The following is a 22,231-nucleotide window of genomic DNA, read 5'->3' as shown; positions in this document are numbered from 1 at the left end:
ATTAGTTAATGCTTAAATGCAGCCTTTATTTAAAGGTATGGGCTTAGGCTTATCTACTGTAGGGTACAATACCGCTAAAACAAAAAACTTTGATACTTCAGCAGGCTCTGCAACTTTTACTAATCCAATTGCTTTAAAAAACGAGGATGTAAGTAGTATGACCGCATCATTATGATTTTAGCTTAATTTAGGTTTTTTGAGAATTTACACCTCTTATACACAAGCCGAGTACTGCTTTGTTAATGCTGGTTTGGGTATCGGAATCGGAAAATAATTTCTAAAACTCAAGTAAAAAGCTTCTCTTTGGAGCAGCTTTTCTTTTTATGACTATTTACAGCCCAATACATATTGTTAATTTTAAATCAATTGATAATCTTTCGGTAAAAAGAGATGATTTAATTGACCCTTATATTTCGGGTAATAAATGGCGAAAACTAAAACATATTTTAACAGCTGTTAATTTAAAACAAAAACATCATTTGGTAACTTTTGGCGGCGCATACTCTAACCATTTAATTGCAACCGCAGCAGCAGCCTCAAGAAATAAACTTAAAGCCACAGCATTTGTAAGAGGCGAAAAAGTAGAAAATGAAATGCTTTTACTTTGCAAACTTTTTGGGATGACTTTAATTTTTGTAGACAGAGAGCGCTATAAAAATAAAAAAGAATTATTTTCTTCTCATTTTGGAAATGATGAAAGCGCTTATTTTATTGATGAAGGTGGCGCTAGTAATGAAGCAGTAATTGGTTGCGCAGAAATTTTAGACGAACTACCGGAAGTTTATGATCATATTTTTTGCGCAGCAGGAACAGGGACCACTGCCGCTGGATTATTAAGAGGAATAAATACTCATCAGCTAAATACAAAATTACATGTGATACCTGTTTTAAAAGGTGGCGAATTTATTAAAGATGAGATAGGGAAGTACGAAGAAAATCAGGGCAATTTAATTCTTCATACCGATTATCATTTTGGCGGTTACGCTAAGACTACACCAGAATTAATCAATTTTATTAAATGTTTTACCGCACAAACAGGTATGCTGATAGATCCCGTTTATACGGCAAAAATGTTTTATGCCATAAATGATATGGCCCAGAATGAATATTTTAAACCAAATGCAAAAATATTAGCCATACACACCGGTGGTTTATTTGGTATTTTAGGCATGAAAGAGAAACTAAGCTAACTTCACATTAATTGCTCTATTCTTATTCTTCTCAAAAACCACATCAAACTTTACCTCATCTAGTATTTCAACTGCATGAGGGCAATCAGCTTTTAAAAAAGCATATTCAATATTTGTGGTATTGTCTTTAATATTTCCAATTTGTTTAATGGTATTAAAACTGATCACTACTCCGTATTTCATAATTATTTAATTAATTTGTTTAAGGTAGTCATAATAAAATCAGCAATGCTGATTTAAATTTTTGGTGATAAAAGAAGATTTTATGTAAAAATAATTCATTTTATTTTTCCACATTTCACAATAGTAATTGTAAATTTTATCGAAATCATACTTTAAACAGTTTAAACCTATTTTTTAGCCTAAAACTACAAATACTGCTTAAATTTGATAATTTGGCACATTTAGTTACATTTGAAAATACCAAAATATGAAATTATGTATCAACTTAGTGTAGCTCCAGATCAAGTAAATCAAACTTTACAACAGCATATTTTAGCTGATGGTTTTGATTTAACCTACGATATGGAAAAAAGTAATGGCGCTTATATTTATGATTCGAAATATAACCGCAAGCTATTAGATTTTTTCACCTGTTTCGCCTCTGTGCCATTAGGATATAATCACCCTAAAATGGTGAATGATGAAGCATTTAAACATAACTTACTATTGGCCGCGATGGCTAATCCATCAAATTCTGATGTGTATACCCAACAATATGCTGAGTTTGTAAAAACTTTTTCAAAAGTTGGTATTCCTTCTTATTTGCCACACGCCTTTTTTATTGCTGGCGGCGCCATGGCGGTAGAAAATGCAATTAAAGTAGCCATGGATTGGAAAGTTCAAAAAAACTTCGCCAAAGGGCACAAAGAAGAAAAAGGTTTCAAAGTTTTACACTTCGAAAGAGCTTTTCATGGCCGTACTGGTTATACTTTAAGTCTTACTAACACCTTACCCGATAAAACAAAATGGTTTGCCAAATTCGATTGGCCTAGAGTTTCTATACCAACTGTTAAGTTTCCTTTAGTTGATGAGAATTTAAAAACTGCGCAAGAAACCGAAGAACTTTCAATTGCTCAAGTAAAACAAGCCTTTGCTGAAAATAAGGATGAAATTTGTGCAATCATTATAGAACCTATCCAATCTGAAGGTGGCGACAACCATTTACGTGAAGAATTTTTAATTCAACTTCGCCAACTGGCAGATGAAAATGAAGCCTTTTTAATTTACGACGAAGTGCAAACTGGTGTTGGTTTAACTGGAAAATTCTGGTGTCATGAGCATTTTAGCGAAGCCGCTCGCCCAGATATCGTTGCGTTTGGCAAGAAGATGCAAATCTGTGGTATTTTGGTTGGCAACAAAGTTGATGAGGTAGAAACTAATGTTTTCAATGTTCCATCTCGTATCAACTCTACATGGGGTGGCAATTTGGTAGATATGGTTCGTTCTACTCAAATTTTAAATATTGTACACGAAGATCAGCTTTGCGAAAATGCGGCAAATGTTGGGGCTTATTTACAGCAAAATTTAGCAGATTTAGCTAAAAAATACGATAAAATGAGTAATGTACGCGGACGTGGTTTATTAACTGCTTTCGATTTTCCTACCAAAGAAATGCGCAATGAATTTGTGCAAAAAGGGATGGAGCATAATGTAATGTTTTTAGGATGCGGCAACCAAACTATTCGCTTTCGCCCTGCGTTATGTATAGAAAAACAACATATAGATTTAGGTATGGAAGTAATGGAAAAGATTTTACCAACTTTATAAATTAGAAAAGTTGTGGCTGTTTCACTATCATTAAAATCTAACTAAATTTAATTTCATAGACTGTCACGCTGAGCGTAGTCGAAGCGCATTTTAAGGTCTTCGACTACGCTCAGACTGACAAAGCGGTGAAAAATTAAGTGTAAACAATAAGTTGAAATACCCCCTTTATTTGAGTTCTTAAACATTATTCTATTGACTTACGTACAACCTCACTTTTAAAACTAAAACACCACATGCAGAATAAAAACAAACGTATTTTCATTATCCTGATTATTTTGGTTGTAGTAGTTTGGGTAGCAAAAGATTTATTTGACCAACCAGAAATTAGCGATTTAAAAGGTGGTTTTGAAGAAATTGCCAGCTATAGAAATGAAAACAATACTGGTCCGGTGCAAAGAATTTATGCCGTAAGTGTAAAAGATACCGCAGCAGCAGAGCTGATTAAATACGGCAATTTAAAGCCTCATTCTAAATATGGAAATACCAAAGTTTATTTTTTTGAAAAAGGAAATGAAATTCCAAATCAGTTAATGCCGGGTCAAATCAATTTTGATGAAAAATACAATTCTTCATGCTTTGCATTATATGAAAAAAGCGCAATGGGTAATTTTGGATTAATTAAAAAACCTTTTAAATAATTAAACATGAGGTTAAGAACCTTTGATAATGTTATCTAATTTATTAAAGTTGGCGAGGACGCCAACTTGGGAGGCAAGTTTAAAACCTTTGATAGTACTATCTAATTTATTAAAGTTGGCGAGGACATCAACTTGGGAGGAAAAACAGCCGTTAAAGCAGTTGCAGAGATAATTCAGCATTACGGAGCATTGATTTGCGTCACCCTGAATTTATTTCAGGGTCTGCTTGGCTAACACCAATTCTGTAATAAAAAAAGATCAATAATTATCAAACCAGTTTAGAGATTCTTCTGCTCCGCGGCGGATCAAGAATGACAAAAGACTAAACAAAAGCAGAAAACCCTGTAATTGCCCTGCCAACAATTAACGTGTTAATTTCTTTGGTTCCTTCATAAGAATAAATGGCTTCGGCATCTGCCACAAAACGAGCAACATTATATTCAAGCAAAATCCCATTACCGCCCATTACCTCTCTAGCTTTACTTACCACATCACGCGTACGTAATGAGCAGAAAACTTTTGCCAAAGAGGCATGTTCATCTTTTAATAATCCTTGGTCTTGCAATTGCGACAAGCGGAAACACAAAGTTTGCATCGCTGTTAAGTTAGACAACATCTCTACCAAATGGTTTTGGATCAATTGAAAAGAAGCTATCGGTTTACCAAATTGCTTTCTAGTTCTGGTATAAGCTAAGGCATTTTCATAAGCACCACGAGCACAACCCACCGCTTGCCAAGCAACACCTGCCCTTGTCATTTGTAAAACCTTTGCTGTGTCTTTAAACGAATTTGCATTTTGTAACCGATCAAACTCATCAACCTTACAATCTGTTAAAGTAATAATGCCATTCTGTACAATCCGCAAAGCCATTTTATCTTGCATTTTTTCTACTGCAAACCCAGGGTTATCCTTTTTAACAATAAAACCTTTAACTTCATTATCAGCTAAATCCCTTGCCCAAATAATTAAAATATCCGCAAAAGTTGCATTCCCAATCCATTTTTTCTGTCCGTTTAATGTCCATGTGTTGCCTACCCTTTTACAAGTTGTAGTTAAACCTCCTGCAGCGGCTGAGCCAACTTCTGGTTCTGTTAAGCCAAATGCACCGATGGTTTTAAATTGCTGCATAGAGGGTAGCCATTGCCGTTTCTGCTCTTCAGAACCACATAAGTAAATCGAGCCCATTGCTAAGCCACTTTGTACACCAAAAAATGTAGAGATGGAAGTATCAATTCTTGCCATTTCCATAGCTAAAATACCTTCCATTAAATTAGATTTACCCGGACAGCCGTAGCCTTTATAGGTTAATCCACAGATATTTAGCTCTGCTAATTTGGGTATAATCTCGAATGGAAATTCGGCTTTGTTCCAATAATGATTTACGATTGGCTGAACTTCCTTTTCTAAAAAAGCCCTAACTTTTAGTTGCAATGCTCTATCTTCATCATGTAGCGCTTCATCACCTAAATGGTAAAAATCTCCCTCAATAGGTGGCAACTCTTTTACTTTATTAGTTCCACCCATTAATTTCATCATTCCAGCCAATTGTTTGTCATCTAAAGATGAAATTGTTTCTACCATTTTTGGTAAATCCACTTTTTTAGCTAAAGCATCTAGCTGATTAAAATCGATATGCTTGAAAAGTTTGTATGCGCTTTTTATTGAAGAGAATACGTTTGCCATAATTATTCGTTTTTAGAGTAACAAATAAACAGGCAGATTGTTGGTTAGCTCCGTAATTTGACGATAAAAGTTAAAGCAAATTATTGAAATTATCTACCCCCAATAATTTTCTAGAAGTGAAACCCTCACCATATTTACCACCAATTTGTTTACCTAATTCTCTTGCTCTGCCTATTACAGATTCTAAAAATTCTGGAGACGAAATATAAGTCTGCGGCTCGCTTTCATCAGGACTATCGAACTGTGTTTTAAAAGCTTTGATTGATTCTATTTTTTGTTCGATAAAATCGCTGATATCAATAATAATATCTGGTTTGATGTACCTATCTTGAATGTATTGCAACATCAATCGTGGTCGCCAGGCTATTTGCTTTTCACCAGCTAAAGTGGTTTCTATTTTAATCAATCCTGATAAGAATATCGCATCATTTGCTAAATCTCCTGCCCTGCCGTGGTCTGGGTGACGATCATGCAACGCATTGGTTAAAATAATTTCTGGCTGGTACTTGCGCACCATTTTAATTACTTCTAATTGATGTTCTTCATCATTTTTAAAAAAGCCATCTTTAAACTTAAGGTTTTCTCGAGTATGTAAGCCTAAAATTTTCGCAGAATCTGCAGCTTCATGGTCCCTTGTTTCGGCTGTGCCACGTGTCCCTAGTTCACCTCTGGTAAAATCTACAATGCCCACTTTTTTACCCAAAGCAATATGTTTTAAAATTGTTCCAGAACAGCCCAATTCAGCATCATCTGGATGCACTGCAAAAACAAGTATATCTAATTTCATCTATATTTAATTTTGAATGAGTGAATGAATTTAGAATGAGTGAATGCTGTCATTCTATCATTTACTCCTTCTCTCATTTATTACTTCAGCAAACGCTGGATTTTCTTTTTAATTTTTGAAGAATTTGGCTTGGTAAACGAATAAAAATAATCTACAGCTTCACCTTCTTTATTAATCAAATATTTATGAAAATTCCATCTCGGCGTTGAGTTAAAGTTTCCATTCAACTTTTTATCACTTAAAAACTTAAATAAAGGATGTGTTTGATTTCCTCTCACCATAATTTTCTCGAACATCGGAAATTGAACACCAAAGTTTACCTCACAAAATTGATTGATTGCTGCATCATCTAGAGGTTCTTGTCCGCCAAAATCATTAGATGGAAAGCCCAAAACTTCAAAATCTTGATCTTTAAATTCTTCTCTAAGCTCTTGAAGTTCTTTTAATTGCGGCGTAAAGCCACAACCAGATGCCGTATTTACGATTAATAAAACTTTTCCTTTAAAATCAGCTAACACTTTTTCCTTACCATTTAAAAGTTTAAGTTTAAACGGGTAAATTGTTTGTTTAGAATTCATTTTTGCTATTGTTGGTAATAACCAGAACTAACGATAATGGATTCGATATCTCGCTCCTCGTTAGCATTGTAGGTAGTTTTTAAATTGTGTCCTACAACTCTCGCTACTAATTGATAAGAAAACGCAGCAAATCCACCTTTTGTTTGTTTTACAATGTCATAAGTTGTTCTACCAACTTCTCTATCTATCAATTTTGTTAAAATTTGCCCTTGTGTGATGGTTAATTCTTTAATCTCTGTATTAAACATTCGCTTAATTTCAGCATCACAAGCTTTAACTAATTTTTTCTGTTCTTTTTTTTCTTTAACTGACGACAAGTCTCGTTCTAATTGTTCATACCGCCTTTTAGCGAAAAGCGCATAAGGCATTACTTTAAGCACATTGTATCGCAATCTATTAAATGCAGCCTGTTCTTGAGGCGATTTCCACATTCTACTCCCATTAATGATAACCTCATGTAAGCCAATCCAAGGAATCATTACCCCGTTGTCATTTGTAGCCGCAACCCTAATCGTATCGTTTTTACCAAGTTTTGGATAGATAGCCGGAACATTACTTTCCTGTGCTTTTATTGAAGGCGCAGCAAGTATGACAAATAAGAGAATAAAGAGACGAGAATATTTCATAAATTTATGCCTATACAAAGTTAGCGCTATTTTTATATATTCGTTTTTTTCTATAATCGAATATAAACTTTTAAAGTTAAAAATACTACAATTTTACCTAGAAAACACAAATGAAGAATACTTTAGTAATTGATATTGAGGCAGAAAAGCAAGAAATTTTAAAGAGATATAGGGCATTGTTGCGTGCATCTAAATCTACGTTACAAAAGGGAGATAAAAAGGAAATTAGAAAAGCTTTTGAAATGGCGTTAGAAAGCCATCAAGATATGCGCAGAAAATCTGGTGAGCCTTATATTTATCATCCTATTGCCGTTGCTCAAATTGCTGCAGAAGAAATCGGTTTGGGTACAACATCTATAGTTTGCGCATTGCTGCATGATGTTGTGGAAGATACAGACATCACTTTAGAAGACATTGAACGTGAGTTTGGTAAAAAAACAGCTAAAATAATTGACGGTCTAACCAAAATATCTGGCGTTTTCGATTACAATAGTTCTTTACAGGCAGAAAACTTCAGAAAGATGCTGCTCACACTTGCAGATGATGTACGCGTGATCTTAATTAAACTTGCCGACCGTTTGCACAACATGCGAACTATGGATTTTATGCCAAGGCAAAAGCAGTTAAAGATAGCTTCAGAAACGATTTATCTATACGCTCCTTTAGCACACAGATTAGGGTTGTATGCTATCAAATCTGAATTGGAAGATCTCTCTATGAAATACCTAGAGCCCGATACTTACAAATACATTGCAACGCAATTAAATGAGAAAAAGGCAGAAAGGAATACGTTTATCAAAACATTTGTTGAACCAATCAACGAAATTTTACAAGAACAAGGTTTAATTGCTAATCTTTTCGGTCGCCCAAAATCTATCCATTCGATATGGAATAAAATGAAAAAGAAAAATATTCCTTTTGAAGAGGTATACGATCTTTTTGCCATTAGAATTATTTTAGATAGCGCACCAGAACGCGAAAAGGCCGATTGTTGGAAGGCTTATTCTATTGTTACCGATTTATATCGTCCAAATCCAGATCGTTTACGTGATTGGGTTTCATCGCCAAAAGGCAATGGTTACGAATCATTACACACCACGGTTATGGGCCCGAAAGGGCAATGGGTTGAAGTTCAAATAAGAACCCAACGGATGAATGAAATTGCCGAAAAAGGTTTTGCCGCACACTGGAAATATAAAGAATCTAGCAACGATAATGGTTTAGATCAATGGATTTTAAAAGTAAGAGAGATGCTGAGCAATCCTGAAGCAAACGCTTTAGACTTCTTGGATGATTTTAAAATGAACCTTTTCTCTGATGAAATATTCATTTTTACACCAAAAGGTGCATTGTTACAACTCCCTTTAGGAGCTACCGCACTTGATTTTGCTTTTGAAATACACACTGATGTTGGTGCTAAATGTATTGGCGCTAAGGTAAATCAAAAATTAGTTCCGCTTTCTTATAAACTACAAAATGGAGATCAGGTAGAAATTATCACCTCTGGTAAACAAGTACCTAAAGAAGATTGGTTAAATATTGTAGTTACCGCAAAGGCGAAATCAAAAATAAAATCATCATTAAAAGAAGAGAAAAGAAGAGTTGCAGAAAGCGGTAAAGAGGTTTTAGAACGAAAGTTAAAATCATTAAAAATTACTTACAATACCGATAACTTACAAAAGTTAAGTTACTTTTTTAAGCTCCACTCTACGCAAGATTTGTTTATCGCGGTAGCTGAAGGAAAAATAGAGCTTAAAGATTTAAGAGATTACGTTGCAAGCGAAAAAGAGGTTGAAAACCGCAGCAATTTTCATGCACCTGGCGAAGGGCAACACATTGAAGCTTTACTAAATAAAGTTAAAGGACCAGAATCTGATGTGCTTTTAATTGGCGAAGACTTACAAAAAATAGATTACAAATTAGCTGCATGTTGCAACCCGATACCTGGAGATGACGTTTTTGGTTTTGTTACCGTAGGTGAAGGCATAAAAATACACCGCACCAATTGCCCTAATGCAGCACAGCTGATGGCTAATTATGGTTACAGAATTGTAAAAGCAAAATGGAATAGACAGCAAGAGTTAACTTTCTTAACAGGATTACATATTGTTGGTATTGATGATGTGGGCTTAATTAACAACATCACTAAAGTAATTTCTAATGATTTTAAAGTAAACATGAGGTCGATTACTGTTGACACCAATGATGGAATTTTTGATGGATCGATTAAAATTTTTGTAAACGATAAAGATCACTTAGATAATTTAATTAAAAATTTATTAGAAGTTAAAGGTGTTACCGGGGTAACCAGATTTGATGCTTAGCCAGTTTACAGTTGGCAGTTCTCAGTTTACGGTTTCTTGAAACAGTTTAAACAAGCAAACAGCTAAACAGTTAAACAATTTTAGAAGTAATCAACATCTTTACAATTTGTTAATTATTAATCAGGGTAATCCCTTTAATCTGTGTAATCATTTCTATACCTTTGGAGAGGAGTTTAAAACTATGTCTGAACAGAATACGAGTGAGTTGGTTAGAAAAATATTCGAAGCCTATCTCGAGAATAAAAACTTACGTAAAACACCTGAGCGTTTCGCGATTTTAGAAGAAATATATTCTAGAAACGACCATTTTGATGTAGAAACACTTTACATCCACATGAAAAACCAAAAATATCGTGTAAGTCGTGCTACGGTTTATAATACTTTAGAGCTATTGGTTTCGTGTGATTTGGTAACCAAACATCAATTTGGTAAAAACATGGCTCAATTCGAAAAATCTTATGGCTATCATCAACATGACCATGTAATTTGTATCGATTGTGGCAAAGTGGTAGAATTTTGCGATCCCCGTATTCATCAAATTCAGAGCATGGTTGGCGATTTACTTAAATTCGACATTAAACATCATTCATTAAACATGTACGGTGTATGTTTCGATTGTAGTGCTGCTGCAACGATAAAAAATGTGGCCTCACAAAAATTAAATGCAAAAAACTAATTCAATTCTCATATTTCTATTCTTAATTTAAAATAATGACGCAAGTAGACGTACTACTAGGCCTGCAATGGGGCGACGAAGGTAAAGGTAAAATTGTTGACGTGCTAAGTCCGCAATACGACATGATAGCACGCTTTCAAGGCGGACCAAATGCTGGCCACACTTTAGAGTTCGATGGCAAAAAATTCGTTCTAAACACCATTCCTTCTGGTATTTTTAATGAAGGTATCATGAACCTGATTGGTAACGGTGTTGTTATCGATCCTATTATTTTAAAAAGAGAGTTAGATAACCTAAAAAAAGCTGGTCATGATCCAGTTGCTGCTGGTAAATTGGTTTTGGCTCGTAAAGCACACTTAATTTTACCTACGCACCAATTGTTAGATGCTGCAAATGAGCAAAAAATGGGTGCTGGCAAAATTGGTTCTACGTTAAAAGGTATTGGTCCAACTTATATGGACAAAACTGGCCGTAATGGTTTACGAGTTGGCGATACTACTTTACCAGATTTTAAAGGCAGATACAACAAATTAGTAGAGAAGCACAAAGAAATTTTATCTCACTACGAGTTTGAGTATGATTTAGCAGAAAAAGAAGCTGCGTTTTTCGAAGCAATTGAATTCATTAAAAATATTCCTCACGTAGATAGTGAGCATTTTGTAAACAGCTATTTAAAAGAAGGTAAAAAAGTTTTAGCAGAAGGTGCTCAAGGCACTTTGCTAGATGTAGATTTTGGTTCTTATCCTTTTGTAACATCATCTAACACCACAACTGCGGGTGCCTGTACGGGTTTAGGTATTGCGCCAAATAAAGTAGGTGATGTTTTCGGAATTTTTAAAGCTTATTGTACCCGTGTTGGTGGTGGCCCATTCCCTACTGAATTAGATAACGAAGTTGGAGAAAATCTTCGTCAGGTTGGGCATGAGTTTGGCGCTACAACTGGTAGAGCTCGCCGTTGCGGATGGATTGATTTACCAGCTTTAAAATATGCGATTATGCTAAATGGCGTAACCGAATTGATCATGATGAAAGCCGATGTTTTGGATGGTTTCGATACCATTTATGCTTGTACACATTACGAGCACAATGGCGAAACGATTGATTACATGCCTTATGATATTATCTCGATACAGCCTAAACCAGTATTAAAAGCTATTGAAGGTTGGAAAACTGATTTAACAGGCATTACCAAAAAAGAACAAATTCCTAGTCAATTAGCTGATTATATTGCATTTTTAGAAAAAGAACTAGAAGTGCCAATTAAATATTTATCGGTTGGCCCAGATAGAATGCAGACTTTAATGTTGAAATAGATTAAAATCCTCTTAAATTGAAAACTTAAGAGGATTTTTTTTCTACTCATCTTCTAATAAGGTAATACATTTAACAGATAAAACTTTTAAGCGATCATCTAAAGTTTTTAAACCTTCTTCATCCTTAACACTTTTATACAAGTTCTTAATCATACCGAGAGTTTCTTCATCATTTTCACAGGCTTGGTATTTTTCTAAATGAGGCAATGCTTTTTTTATTAAAGCTTTATATTGTGCTAAAGCTTTTGCATTGGCATCTGCATCTTTTTGTTTAATAGCCTCATTCATTTGAGCAATGTATGGTTTTGTTTTTGCTAAATAGATGAAACCTAATGCCCTATGGATAACAAGATAATCTGGCTCGCTAAGTAGAGAATTTTGATAATGCTGTATTGCACTATCTGGCAGTTCCATTTCTTCATACATCCTTCCTAAATGGTAAGATACATTTGCATTTTGCTTAACCGAAAGTTCATTAGATCTTTTTAGCAATGTTTGCATAGCTAAAATAGATTCAGCATTTCCCTTAACATTTCTTGATTTTTTATACTCAAAATAGGCATCATCAATCTTTACATTTTTTTGAGCATAAGTTGCTGAAGTAACGAGTATTAAAGTAACCAGTAATAAAATTTTGTTTTTCATGAGATCGTGTAATTTATTTTTTTGAAAGATATATAAAAATTAATTTTTAAGCTATAACTTATCACATTTAGCTATTTTTGCAGTTCAAATGAGTAATTCTGAAATTAACATCTTCAAACAAAAAGCTTTACAACTCGCATCATCTTATGATGTTTTTTGCTATTTAGATAGTAATAATTATAAAGATCAATACAGTAATTATGATTGCCTAATTGCATTTAGTAAAAAGCAAGAAATCAATATAAGCCACGGAGATGCTTTTGAGCAGTTGAAATCATTTTATGAAGCTCAAAAAGATTGGATGTTTGGTTTATTGAGCTACGAATTAAAAAACGAAGTTGAAGATTTAAAAAGCAATCATACTGATCAACTTCAATTCCCAGATTTATACTTTTTTATTCCCGAATATTTAATTGCAATACAAGGCGATGACTTTCATTTACTAAAAGGTGAACAAGCCATCATCAACACCATAAATAATGTTCAACTAAATGAATATTTGCCTCTACCAAAAGTAAAAATAGAACATCGTTTTACTAAAAAAGAATACATTGCAACTGTAGAAAAACTTCAAAATCATATAAAACGTGGCGATATTTATGAGGTAAATTTCTGCCAGGAGTTTTTTGCAGCAAATGCTGAGATTGATCCGTTAGGTACTTTTCAAGAACTTAATCAGCTCTCTCCTACGCCATTTGCTGGCTTTTTTAAAATTTACGATAAGTATATTTTATCGGCTACGCCAGAAAGATTTTTATGTAAACGCAGTAATAAACTTATTTCTCAGCCTATAAAAGGTACCGCAAAGCGAAGTTTAGACATTAATGAGGATGAATTGATTAAAGTTAAGCTAAAATCGAGCATTAAAGAGCAGGCAGAAAATGTGATGATTGTAGATTTGGTGCGTAATGATTTAACTAAATCAGCCATAAAGGGTACAGTTAAAGTTGATGAATTATTTGGCATTTATACTTTTCCGCAAGTACATCAAATGATTTCAACTATCAGTTGCGAGCTCAATCCTGAAATACATTTTATCGATGCCATTAAAAATACTTTTCCAATGGGATCAATGACTGGCGCTCCGAAGATTAAAGCCATGGAATTGATAGATGATTATGAAAAAAGCAAACGTGGTGCTTTTTCGGGTTCTTTTGGTTGCATTTCTCCTGATGGAGATTTTGATTTTAATGTAATTATCAGAACCATATTGTATAATGAAACCACAAAATATTTATCCTTTCAAGTAGGCGGAGCGATAACTTATGCTGCTGTTGCAGAAGATGAATATGAAGAATGTTTGTTGAAAGCATCGGCAATTATGAAGGTTTTGGGGCAAAATCCTGTACTTTGACAATCTTTTTTTAGATTGTCAAAGTTTGAAACTCTTGGAAGGACCTCAAACTTTGTCAATCTCTGAAAGATTGACAAAGTAGAAGATTGACAAAGTAGAAAATTTATAAAATAAAAAAGGTGGAAAGTAAAACCTTCCACCCTTAAAAATTCAGCTTTTTAGCCTTATTTCTTATAATATTTCATCGCCTCTGGCAAATCTCTTTGTATTCTTGCAATTCTTTGATCATCAGAAGGGTGAGTACTTAAAAACAAAGGTGGCTTTGCAGCTCCAGAACCCGCTTGAGCCATTCTTTGCCAAAAACCTACAGCTGTAGATGGATTATATCCTGCCATAGCCATAAAAGATAATCCCATTTTATCAGCTTCTAATTCTTGGTTTCTTCCATAATTTAAAATCACTAACTGACCACCAATACCATAAGCTTGATTAATGTATGCTGCATATTTAGAATTATTGCTAGCCACACCAACTGCTGCACCACCAGCTTGTGCTAAGGTCATTTGAGATGCTCTTTCTGCAGAATGTTGTGCAATTGCATGCGCTATTTCATGCCCCATAACCGTTGCTAAACCAGCTTCATCTTTAGTTACAGGCAAAATACCTGTATAAATAGCAACTTTACCACCTGGCATACACCAAGCATTAATTTCTTTACTTTCAATTAAATTAAATTCCCATTTATAACTTTGAATTTGTTCTCCAAAGCCATTTTGGTTCATGTATTGAGTAACTGCCGCTGCAATTTTGGCCCCAACTCTTTTAACCATTTGTGTGTTCGCAGAGTTTGTTGAAACAACTTTTGTTGCTGGATCACTTAATAATTGCTGATATCCAATTGCTGCCTGTTGCTGCAATTGAGAATCATCTACTAAACTTAATCTACTACGACCAGTTAATGGTACAGTAGAACATGAAGATACTGCCAATAAACTTGTTGCAATACCTAGGATCATTAATTTTTTCATTAGATTTTTGTTTTTACCTCGTTAATCAAATTCATAACAAACATCATGATAGATAGTTTGCAGATTTAGATTTTTTAGTTTTGTTTTTTCTTAAACAGGTAAACTTTAGATTCTTTGCCTTTGAGTAGTCGCTCTAAATTTTTTTGGTGCGTAACCAAAATCAATAAACAAACACATATTCCATACAAAACCTCTGATTTAACAGATGTTTGAAGTACAAATACTGTTCCTATTGGAAATGCAAAACCAGCACATATAGAGCTTAGCGATACATATTTAGTGCTTAATAAAACTACCACAAAAACCAGAACACAAATTATAGCTGCTTGATAGTTAACTGCTAAAATCATTCCAAAAAGTGTGGCTACTCCTTTACCGCCTCTAAAACCAGCAAAAATTGGAAACAAATGCCCCATTACTGCAATAACACCTAAAGCTAATTGGTAATTTACAAACTGAGTAGAATTTTGTGGACCAGTAACAGAAAGACCTATAAAGTAGGCTAAATTACAAGCGGTATAACCTTTAAAAATATCAATAAGCATTACTGCAATACCAGGTTTTTTACCTAATACCCTAAAAGTATTTGTTGCACCAGCGTTTCCGCTACCGTATTCTCTTACATCAACACCGTAAAAAGCTTGCCCCAACCAAACAGCAGTTGGTATAGAACCAAAAAGATAGGCAGCAATTAAAGCCGAAATAGAGTAGATCGATATCATGACCTACAATTATACTAAAAAAATTAATTGAAAGAAGGCAGAATTTTCAGGCATTAGAAAGCTTTTAAACTTAAATCTAAACTTTTTACAGAATGTGTTAAAGCACCCATTGATATGTAATCAACTCCGCACTTGGCGTAATCGGTTACATTTTCTTCTACGATGCCACCAGAAGCCTCAGTAACAAACTTTCCTTTTATTAAATCAACCGCTTCTTTCAGTAAGGGTAAATCAAAATTATCTAGCATAATTCGGTCAATATTTCCTTCAGTCAAAACCTCATTTAATTCTTTTAAGTTTCTAACTTCAATTTCTATAGCTAAATTTTTTCCTGTTTCTTTTAGATAGTTATTTGCGGCTTTAATGGCATTCGATATTCCACCAGCATAATCAACATGATTATCCTTAATTAAAATCATATCATACAAACCAATTCTATGATTTACTCCTCCACCAATTTTTACCGCCCACTTTTCTAAATATCTTAAGCCTGGTGTTGTCTTACGTGTATCTAAAACTTTTGTTTGATATGGTTTTAGTAACTCAACAATTCGATTTGTTTTGGTAGCGATGCCACTCATGCGTTGCATACAATTTAAAACCAAACGCTCTGCTAATAAAATCGAATGTGTACTTCCCTCAACAGTAAATGCGATATCTCCGTAGTTTATTTTCGCTCCATCAGCCATGTTCACATTTACTTTTAAATTAGCATCAATTTGATCAAAAATCTCTAATGCTAATTCAACTCCAGCTAAAACACCATCTTCTTTTACAATCAGCCTTGCTTTGCCTTGTGTGTTTTTAGAAATGGTAGCTAATGAGGTGTGGTCTCCATCACCAACATCTTCGGCAATGGCATTTTTAATAAATAGATCGACTAATTTTTTATCCAAAACAGTAATTTTTAATCAAAAATAACAATTTATGACCTAAATTACTATTCTCTATCTTGCTCTATCCTTAATTCGTTGATTAAGAAAGCATTAGTAGCTTTTATTAATTTTAAGGTAACTGTTACCCTAAATTTTCCAGTTTTGGTATTTAAGGAGAGTATGCCATAACGGTAATTTGGGTTACTGCTAATGCGATGAATGATTGTAGATTTTAAAGGGGAATTTTTTATAAAAAAATCTTTTAAAATTTGCTCAGACTGTGCTTTACTGTATACATCTTCTTGGTCAATTACAATTAACTCTACAGATGATGCGAAATGTTTTCCAATTTCCTTAGCATTTCCTGCTCTAAACTCCACGGCTAATTCATCAATAATATCTGCCTGAATGGCGTTATTTGATGGAATGTGCCATAGTAAAAACAATAAAGCAAGTAAAGGTTTCATCATGTGTGTTTATAAAACAACCTTTTCAAGCTAAAATTATGCCATTTATAAATCATTAAGTATAAAAACCTTCCATTAAAACTCTAATTGGCTTATATTTGTTTTAAATATTTCATCATTCTATATCATTTTAATGGAAGCTAAAAAACTTGTACTACTCATTCTTGATGGCTGGGGTTACGGAAAAAAAGATAAATCTGATGCCGCTTTTGCCGCAAATACTCCCTTTTTTGATTCGATGCTTAAAAATTATCCTAACTCTAAATTAGAAGCATCTGGAGAAGCGGTTGGTTTACCTGCCGGACAAATGGGTAACTCTGAAGTTGGCCACATGAATTTAGGTGCTGGAAGAGTGGTTTACCAAGAACTTGGTAGAATTAATAAAGCCATTACAGATAGAACTTTACATAGCAATGAAACGCTTGTAAATGCTTTTAACTATGCAAAATTGCACAACAAAGCCGTTCATTTTATCGGCTTAGTATCTGATGGAGGCGTACACGCTCATATTGAACATTTGAAAGCTTTATGTGATGCGGCTAATGAACAAGGTTTAAAAGATGTTTTCATCCACGCATTTTTAGATGGAAGAGATACCGACCCTAATTCTGGCTTAGGATACATTCAAAACTTAAGTGCGCATTTAAAAACTTCTGCTGGCAAAATTGCAAGTGTAATTGGACGCTATTACGCAATGGATAGAGATAACAGATGGGAAAGAGTAAAGCTAGCGTATGATTTAATGGTTAATGGCACTGGAGAAAAAGTACATGACATTGATAAAGCGATACAACAATCTTATAATGAAGGTATAACAGATGAATTTTTAAAACCTTTGGTGGTGGTAAATGAAATTGGCGAACCAACTGCTACTATACAACCAGATGATGTTGTGATCTGTTTCAACTACAGAACAGATAGAGGTAGAGAAATTACATCGGCTTTATGCCAGCATGATTATTTGGATTTCGGTATTAAAAAGCTCCCACTTTACTATGTTACCATGACAACTTACGATGAAAGTTTTAACAATGTTCATGTAGTATTTACTAAAGACGATTTATCAAATACTTTAGGTGAGGTTTTAGAACGCAACCATAAAAACCAAATCCGCATTGCAGAAACTGAGAAATATCCTCATGTTACTTTTTTCTTTTCTGGCGGAAGAGAGAAAGAATTTGAAAATGAGAAAAGACTTTTAGTTCCTTCGCCAAAAGTAGCTACTTATGATTTGCAACCAGAAATGAGTGCCGCAGGCATTACTGAGGCTATAAATGAAGAATTAGTTGCAGGCTGGCCTGATTTTGTGTGTTTAAACTTCGCAAATCCAGACATGGTTGGCCACACGGGAGTTTTTGATGCAGTTGTAAAAGCTGTAGAAACTGCCGATGCTTGTGCAGAAAAAGTTATCAGTACTGGATTAAAAAACGGATATTCTTTTATCATATTGGCAGATCATGGCAACTCTGAGTTTATGCTAAATAACGACGGATCTGTAAATACTGCACATACCACAAACCTAGTGCCTTGTATATTAATAGATAAAAATTACAAAAGCATAGCCGATGGAAAGTTAGGAGATATTGCCCCGACAATTTTAAAAATTATGGGATTAGAAATTCCAGAAATTATGACAGGAAATTGTTTGGTATGAGAAAACCAGTTCTGTTTTGTTTAATTACAATACTTGCATCATGTGGTGCAAAAAATGAGGAGAAAGCTACAACTCAAAGCTATTTTAGCGTAAGCGATTATTTTAAAACTGAAGCAGCAAGATTATCAAAAACAAATCCAACTATTGTTAAAACGGTTTTTGTTGATGGTAAAACCGAAGAGAAAAAATTACGCATTGCAAATTGGGAACAAGAATTAAGTTCATTTATTGATGCAGATATCAACAAAGCTTCGTGGAAAGGCTCTTTTCAATTAACTAAAACGGATACTTCTGAAACCTACTTATCGCAAAGCGAAAAAATTCCTGTTAAGAAAGTAGTGATATCTTTAAAAGATAAAAAAGTTCAGACAATTAAAATTTTCTTGGAGAATAAAAATGTACTTTATTCATCTACAGACAGTTTGGTTTATTTACCAAATAACTATTTCGAGATCAATAAGACTCAAAAAATAAAATTGATGGATACCAAACGGTACATCATACAAGGTAAATTCAACTAAAAAAAATGCCTCGACCATTACTGATCGAGGCATTTTTTTTAGCTCTGGTATACTATTTTAAGCTTACAATTTGTGCCTTTACATAGTCTATTAAACCAACAATATCTTTCCTTAAAGGTTGCATAGTAAGTATCTTTTGAAAATCGGCAATTGAGCTATTAAAAACACTAATACAGGCAGTTTTTTCAGCAGCCTTTTTAACTTTATATGATTTAAATATTCCGTAATCTTTGTACGCTATACCCCTATTTTGTAAGATTTGAGCATCCTCTTCTCCACTAATTTCTATTGCCTTAGTAAAATCTTTAATTGCAGAGGTATAAAAACTCTCTCTCATTTGGTTGAGCGATTCTTTAGGTGCATTGGCAACATTTAACCTCGCTTTTCCACGATAATAATATGCAGAATAATCAGCTGGTTTTAAACTTATTAATTTACTATATGATGCAATAGATTGCTCATAATCTCCACATTGAAAATAAGAGTAACCTAACATTTTTTGCACACTAGCACTAGTTTGCCCACCCTCTACCTTTTCTAATTGGATTACAGCATTTTTATAGTCGCTTTTCATAAAAGCTTGCCTACCCATCTTTTCAAAATTACCTTGTCCAAAAGATGTTACAGATGTACTTACAAATAACAATAAGAATAATGCCTTTTTAAAATAACTCATTAAGCGTTTCTGGTTTAGTTAAAATTACAAATTTTAAAATCACTATTCAACAACAAACATGCTGCCAATATACAAAATCATTCTATTTGCAAATTATATGATAAACGTTAATTTAAGTTAAATATGATATTTTGTAATATTTATTTTAGATGCTGACTTTTTTTCAGACAAATTTTGTAATTATGCCTTTGGCACAAGAGTTGAAATTACATGCCTTTATACAGATTTAACACTTTTTATCGACAATGCTGTCAGATTGTCGTTTATATATTTTAAAAGTCCTACTTAATGAGTAAACAAGATCACTTTGATTTTAGTCAATCGCTACCAATTATAAATGAAGATACTGAGTTCTTTCCGTTAATGTCTCAACAAGACGAAGATGAAATGAACAGCGAAGAAACACCAGAAATCCTTTCTATTTTACCACTTAGGAATACAGTTTTATTTCCTGGTGTAGTAATTCCAATTACGGTTGGCCGTGATAAATCTATTAAACTAATCAAGGAAGCTTACAAAGGCGATCGAATAATTGGTGTGGTTTCACAACGTGATGTTTCTGTAGAAGATCCTACTTTTGATGAATTAAACAGCGTTGGTACAGTAGCTCATATTATTAAAATGCTGCAAATGCCCGATGGAAATACAACTGTAATTATACAGGGCAAACAACGTTTTCAGTTGGTAGAAGAAGTACAATCAGAGCCATACATAAAAGTTATCATTGCTAAATTCGCCGAGTCGAAACATAAAGCTGATAAAGAGTTTAAAGCTTTGGTGGCTTCAATAAAAGAAATGTCATCTCAAATCATTCAGCTTTCGCCAAACATACCAAGCGAAGCAGGAATTGCATTAAAAAACATTGAGAGCACCTCGTTTTTAATCAACTTCATCTCATCTAACATGAATGCTGATGTAGCAGACAAGCAAAAAATGCTTGAAATGGGCAACTTACGCAAACGTGCAGAAATGGTGATGGAATTGCTAACAACTGAATTACAGATGTTAGAGTTAAAAAATCAAATTCAATCTAAAGTACGTACCGATTTAGATAAGCAACAACGTGATTATTTTTTAAATGCTCAATTAAAAACCATACAAGAAGAATTAGGAGGCAATTCGTCAGATTTAGAGTACGAAGCTTTGCAATTGCGCTCTAAAAAGAAAAAATGGGCTAAACCTGTTGCCGATCATTTTGCAAAAGAATTAGAAAAATTAGGTAGAATGAATCCTCAAGCGCCTGATTATTCTATACAAATGAATTATTTAGAGCTATTGTTAGATTTACCTTGGAATGATTTTACCAAAGATAACTTCGATTTAAAACGTGCTCAGAAAATTTTAGATAAAGACCATTTTGGTTTAGAAAAAGTTAAACAACGTATCATCGAATATTTGGCCGTACTAAAACTTAAACGCGACATGAAAGCGCCAATTTTATGTTTAGTTGGTCCTCCGGGAGTTGGTAAAACATCATTGGGAAAATCTATTGCTAAAGCCATCAACCGTAAATATGTTCGTATTGCTTTAGGCGGTGTTAGAGATGAAGCAGAAATTCGTGGTCACAGAAAAACGTACATCGGTGCCATGCCAGGTAGAATTATTCAATCTATTAAAAAAGCTGGTGCTGCTAATCCAGTTTTTGTATTAGATGAGATTGATAAAGTAGGTTCTGATCATAGAGGAGACCCTTCATCAGCTTTGCTAGAAGTTTTAGACCCAGAGCAAAACAACGCTTTTAACGATCATTATGTAGAGGCAGATTACGATTTATCTAATGTTTTATTCATCGCTACTGCTAATTCTTTAAGCAGCATACAACCTGCACTTTTAGACAGGATGGAAATTATTGAGGTAAATGGTTACACTATTGAAGAAAAAATTGAAATTGCTAAAAAATATCTTTTACCTAAACAAAAAGAACAACACGGTTTAGAGCATAAAGCCATTAATTTAAAGACAAGCCTAATTGAAAAAGTAATTGAAGACTATACCCGTGAAAGTGGCGTACGTGGTCTAGAAAAGAAAATTGGCTCATTGGTACGTGGTATTGCTACCAAAATTGCCATGGAAGAACCTTACGAGCCAACTTTAAGTTTAGCAGATGTTGAACGTATTTTAGGTGCGCCAATTTACGATAAAGACGCTTACGAAGGTAATGAGGTAGCCGGAGTTGTTACTGGTTTAGCATGGACTTCGGTTGGTGGTGATATTTTATTTATTGAAGCGAGCTTAAGCCCTGGCAAAGGTAAATTAACCTTAACAGGAAATTTGGGTGACGTAATGAAGGAATCTGCGATTATTGCTTTGGCTTATTTAAGAGCACACTCGGGCTTATTTGGTATAGACAATGCCTTGTTTGATCAATTTGATATTCATGTTCACGTTCCGGCTGGTGCCACACCAAAAGATGGTCCATCTGCAGGTATTACCATGTTAACAGCACTTACATCTGCATTTACGCAACGTAAAGTAAAATCTAATTTAGCCATGACGGGTGAGATTACACTTCGTGGAAAAGTTTTGCCAGTAGGCGGAATAAAAGAAAAGATTTTGGCTGCGAAAAGAGCAAATATTAAGGAAATCATTCTTTGCAAATCGAACAGGAAAGATATTTTGGAAATCAAAGAAGATTACATTAAGGATTTAAACTTCCACTATGTGACGGAGATGAAAGAAGTAATTGAATTGGCTTTAATGAAAGATAAAGTGAAAAATGCGCAAGATATAACTGTTAAAATTAAACCAGAAATAAAAAATTAG

The 22,231-nt window shown here is 34.0% G+C and carries 22 protein-coding genes; 11 read left to right on the top strand and 11 right to left on the bottom strand.

Features of this window, described 5'->3' with window-relative positions:
- Nucleotides 1-16: 16 nt before the first annotated feature.
- Nucleotides 17-175 carry a hypothetical protein gene (locus FA045_RS18865; protein WP_169305044.1) on the top strand — a complete coding sequence of 53 codons (159 nt, stop codon included), beginning with the start codon at nt 17-19 and terminating at the stop codon, nt 173-175.
- 148 nt (nt 176-323) lie between these two features.
- Entirely contained in the window at nt 324-1,190 is an 867-nt protein-coding gene (locus FA045_RS10335) for a 1-aminocyclopropane-1-carboxylate deaminase/D-cysteine desulfhydrase (RefSeq protein WP_136877001.1), read from the top strand.
- On the opposite strand, the gene FA045_RS10330 is transcribed toward FA045_RS10335, so the two are convergent.
- Nucleotides 1,182-1,373 (bottom strand): cold-shock protein, encoded by a 192-nt coding sequence (locus FA045_RS10330; RefSeq protein ID WP_136877000.1) that lies wholly within the window; start codon nt 1,371-1,373, stop codon nt 1,182-1,184. The genes FA045_RS10335 and FA045_RS10330 overlap by 9 nt on opposite strands.
- 255 nt (nt 1,374-1,628) lie before the next feature.
- On the opposite strand from FA045_RS10330, the gene lat reads away from it, so the two are divergent.
- On the top strand, nt 1,629-2,960 hold the full coding sequence (gene lat / locus FA045_RS10325) for an L-lysine 6-transaminase (protein ID WP_136876999.1): 1,332 nt from the start codon (nt 1,629-1,631) through the stop codon (nt 2,958-2,960).
- Nucleotides 2,961-3,193: 233 nt separating this feature from the next.
- The gene (locus FA045_RS10320) at nt 3,194-3,598 is read left to right on the top strand and encodes a hypothetical protein (RefSeq protein WP_136876998.1); all 405 of its coding nucleotides are present in this window, start codon (nt 3,194-3,196) and stop codon (nt 3,596-3,598) included.
- Nucleotides 3,599-3,920: 322 nt separating this feature from the next.
- Here FA045_RS10320 and FA045_RS10315 read toward each other — a convergent pair whose 3' ends face one another.
- From FA045_RS10315 to FA045_RS10300, 4 genes are all read right to left on the bottom strand, one after another.
- Nucleotides 3,921-5,282: an acyl-CoA dehydrogenase family protein gene (locus FA045_RS10315; RefSeq protein WP_136876997.1), complete on the bottom strand. Its 1,362-nt coding sequence runs from the start codon at nt 5,280-5,282 to the stop codon at nt 3,921-3,923.
- A 70-nt stretch (nt 5,283-5,352) separates the two neighbouring features.
- Nucleotides 5,353-6,069, bottom strand: coding sequence for a bacillithiol biosynthesis deacetylase BshB1 (bshB1, locus tag FA045_RS10310; RefSeq protein ID WP_136876996.1), 717 nt, complete (start codon nt 6,067-6,069; stop codon nt 5,353-5,355).
- 80 nt (nt 6,070-6,149) lie between these two features.
- Complete coding sequence (locus FA045_RS10305) at nt 6,150-6,647, bottom strand: glutathione peroxidase (protein ID WP_136876995.1); 498 nt, start codon at nt 6,645-6,647, stop codon at nt 6,150-6,152.
- Nucleotides 6,648-6,652: 5 nt separating this feature from the next.
- A complete protein-coding gene (locus FA045_RS10300; protein WP_136876994.1) occupies nt 6,653-7,273 on the bottom strand; it encodes a DUF4294 domain-containing protein in 621 nt (206 codons plus the stop codon).
- A 110-nt stretch (nt 7,274-7,383) separates the two neighbouring features.
- Between FA045_RS10300 and FA045_RS10295 the strand changes: the two genes are divergently transcribed.
- The 3 genes from FA045_RS10295 to FA045_RS10285 all read left to right on the top strand — a co-directional run bounded on the left by FA045_RS10295 (nt 7,384) and on the right by FA045_RS10285 (nt 11,586).
- Complete coding sequence (locus FA045_RS10295; RefSeq protein ID WP_136876993.1) at nt 7,384-9,597, top strand: RelA/SpoT family protein; 2,214 nt, start codon at nt 7,384-7,386, stop codon at nt 9,595-9,597.
- A gap of 181 nt (nt 9,598-9,778) precedes the next feature.
- Nucleotides 9,779-10,273: a Fur family transcriptional regulator gene (locus FA045_RS10290; protein WP_136876992.1), complete on the top strand. Its 495-nt coding sequence runs from the start codon at nt 9,779-9,781 to the stop codon at nt 10,271-10,273.
- A 35-nt stretch (nt 10,274-10,308) separates the two neighbouring features.
- Nucleotides 10,309-11,586 (top strand): adenylosuccinate synthase, encoded by a 1,278-nt coding sequence (locus FA045_RS10285; protein WP_136876991.1) that lies wholly within the window; start codon nt 10,309-10,311, stop codon nt 11,584-11,586.
- Nucleotides 11,587-11,628: 42 nt separating this feature from the next.
- Here the strand turns inward: FA045_RS10285 and FA045_RS10280 are convergent, their stop codons facing one another.
- Nucleotides 11,629-12,231 (bottom strand): hypothetical protein, encoded by a 603-nt coding sequence (locus FA045_RS10280; RefSeq protein WP_136876990.1) that lies wholly within the window; start codon nt 12,229-12,231, stop codon nt 11,629-11,631.
- 88 nt (nt 12,232-12,319) lie between these two features.
- Between FA045_RS10280 and FA045_RS10275 the strand changes: the two genes are divergently transcribed.
- Entirely contained in the window at nt 12,320-13,585 is a 1,266-nt protein-coding gene (locus FA045_RS10275; RefSeq protein ID WP_136876989.1) for an anthranilate synthase component I family protein, read from the top strand.
- Nucleotides 13,586-13,749: 164 nt separating this feature from the next.
- On the opposite strand, the gene FA045_RS10270 is transcribed toward FA045_RS10275, so the two are convergent.
- The 4 genes from FA045_RS10270 to FA045_RS10255 form a co-directional block, all read right to left on the bottom strand.
- Nucleotides 13,750-14,553: a M48 family metallopeptidase gene (locus FA045_RS10270; protein WP_136876988.1), complete on the bottom strand. Its 804-nt coding sequence runs from the start codon at nt 14,551-14,553 to the stop codon at nt 13,750-13,752.
- A 74-nt stretch (nt 14,554-14,627) separates the two neighbouring features.
- On the bottom strand, nt 14,628-15,275 hold the full coding sequence (gene plsY, locus FA045_RS10265; protein ID WP_136876987.1) for a glycerol-3-phosphate 1-O-acyltransferase PlsY: 648 nt from the start codon (nt 15,273-15,275) through the stop codon (nt 14,628-14,630).
- A 53-nt stretch (nt 15,276-15,328) separates the two neighbouring features.
- A complete protein-coding gene (gene nadC / locus FA045_RS10260) occupies nt 15,329-16,171 on the bottom strand; it encodes a carboxylating nicotinate-nucleotide diphosphorylase (protein ID WP_136876986.1) in 843 nt (280 codons plus the stop codon).
- Nucleotides 16,172-16,215: 44 nt separating this feature from the next.
- Nucleotides 16,216-16,620, bottom strand: a complete 405-nt coding sequence (locus FA045_RS10255) for a DUF4783 domain-containing protein (RefSeq protein WP_225871318.1) — start codon at nt 16,618-16,620, stop codon at nt 16,216-16,218.
- Nucleotides 16,621-16,750: 130 nt separating this feature from the next.
- Between FA045_RS10255 and gpmI the strand changes: the two genes are divergently transcribed.
- Both gpmI and FA045_RS10245 read left to right on the top strand, forming a co-directional pair.
- Entirely contained in the window at nt 16,751-18,271 is a 1,521-nt protein-coding gene (gpmI, locus tag FA045_RS10250) for a 2,3-bisphosphoglycerate-independent phosphoglycerate mutase (protein ID WP_136876985.1), read from the top strand.
- A complete protein-coding gene (locus FA045_RS10245; protein ID WP_136876984.1) occupies nt 18,268-18,792 on the top strand; it encodes a hypothetical protein in 525 nt (174 codons plus the stop codon). The genes gpmI and FA045_RS10245 overlap by 4 nt, the downstream gene beginning before the upstream one ends.
- Before the next feature lie 52 nt (nt 18,793-18,844).
- Here the strand turns inward: FA045_RS10245 and FA045_RS10240 are convergent, their stop codons facing one another.
- Nucleotides 18,845-19,468 (bottom strand): tetratricopeptide repeat protein, encoded by a 624-nt coding sequence (locus FA045_RS10240; RefSeq protein ID WP_136876983.1) that lies wholly within the window; start codon nt 19,466-19,468, stop codon nt 18,845-18,847.
- A gap of 288 nt (nt 19,469-19,756) precedes the next feature.
- Here FA045_RS10240 and lon point away from each other — a divergent pair, with 288 nt between their 5' ends.
- Nucleotides 19,757-22,231, top strand: coding sequence for an endopeptidase La (gene lon / locus FA045_RS10235; protein ID WP_136876982.1), 2,475 nt, complete (start codon nt 19,757-19,759; stop codon nt 22,229-22,231).

Origin of the sequence: Pedobacter cryotolerans (genome assembly GCF_005116475.1) — a bacterium.
Lineage (GTDB): Bacteria > Bacteroidota > Bacteroidia > Sphingobacteriales > Sphingobacteriaceae > Pedobacter > Pedobacter cryotolerans.
The sequence above is the reverse complement of the archived record's forward strand: the minus strand, read 5'-3'. Positions and strand labels throughout refer to the sequence as shown.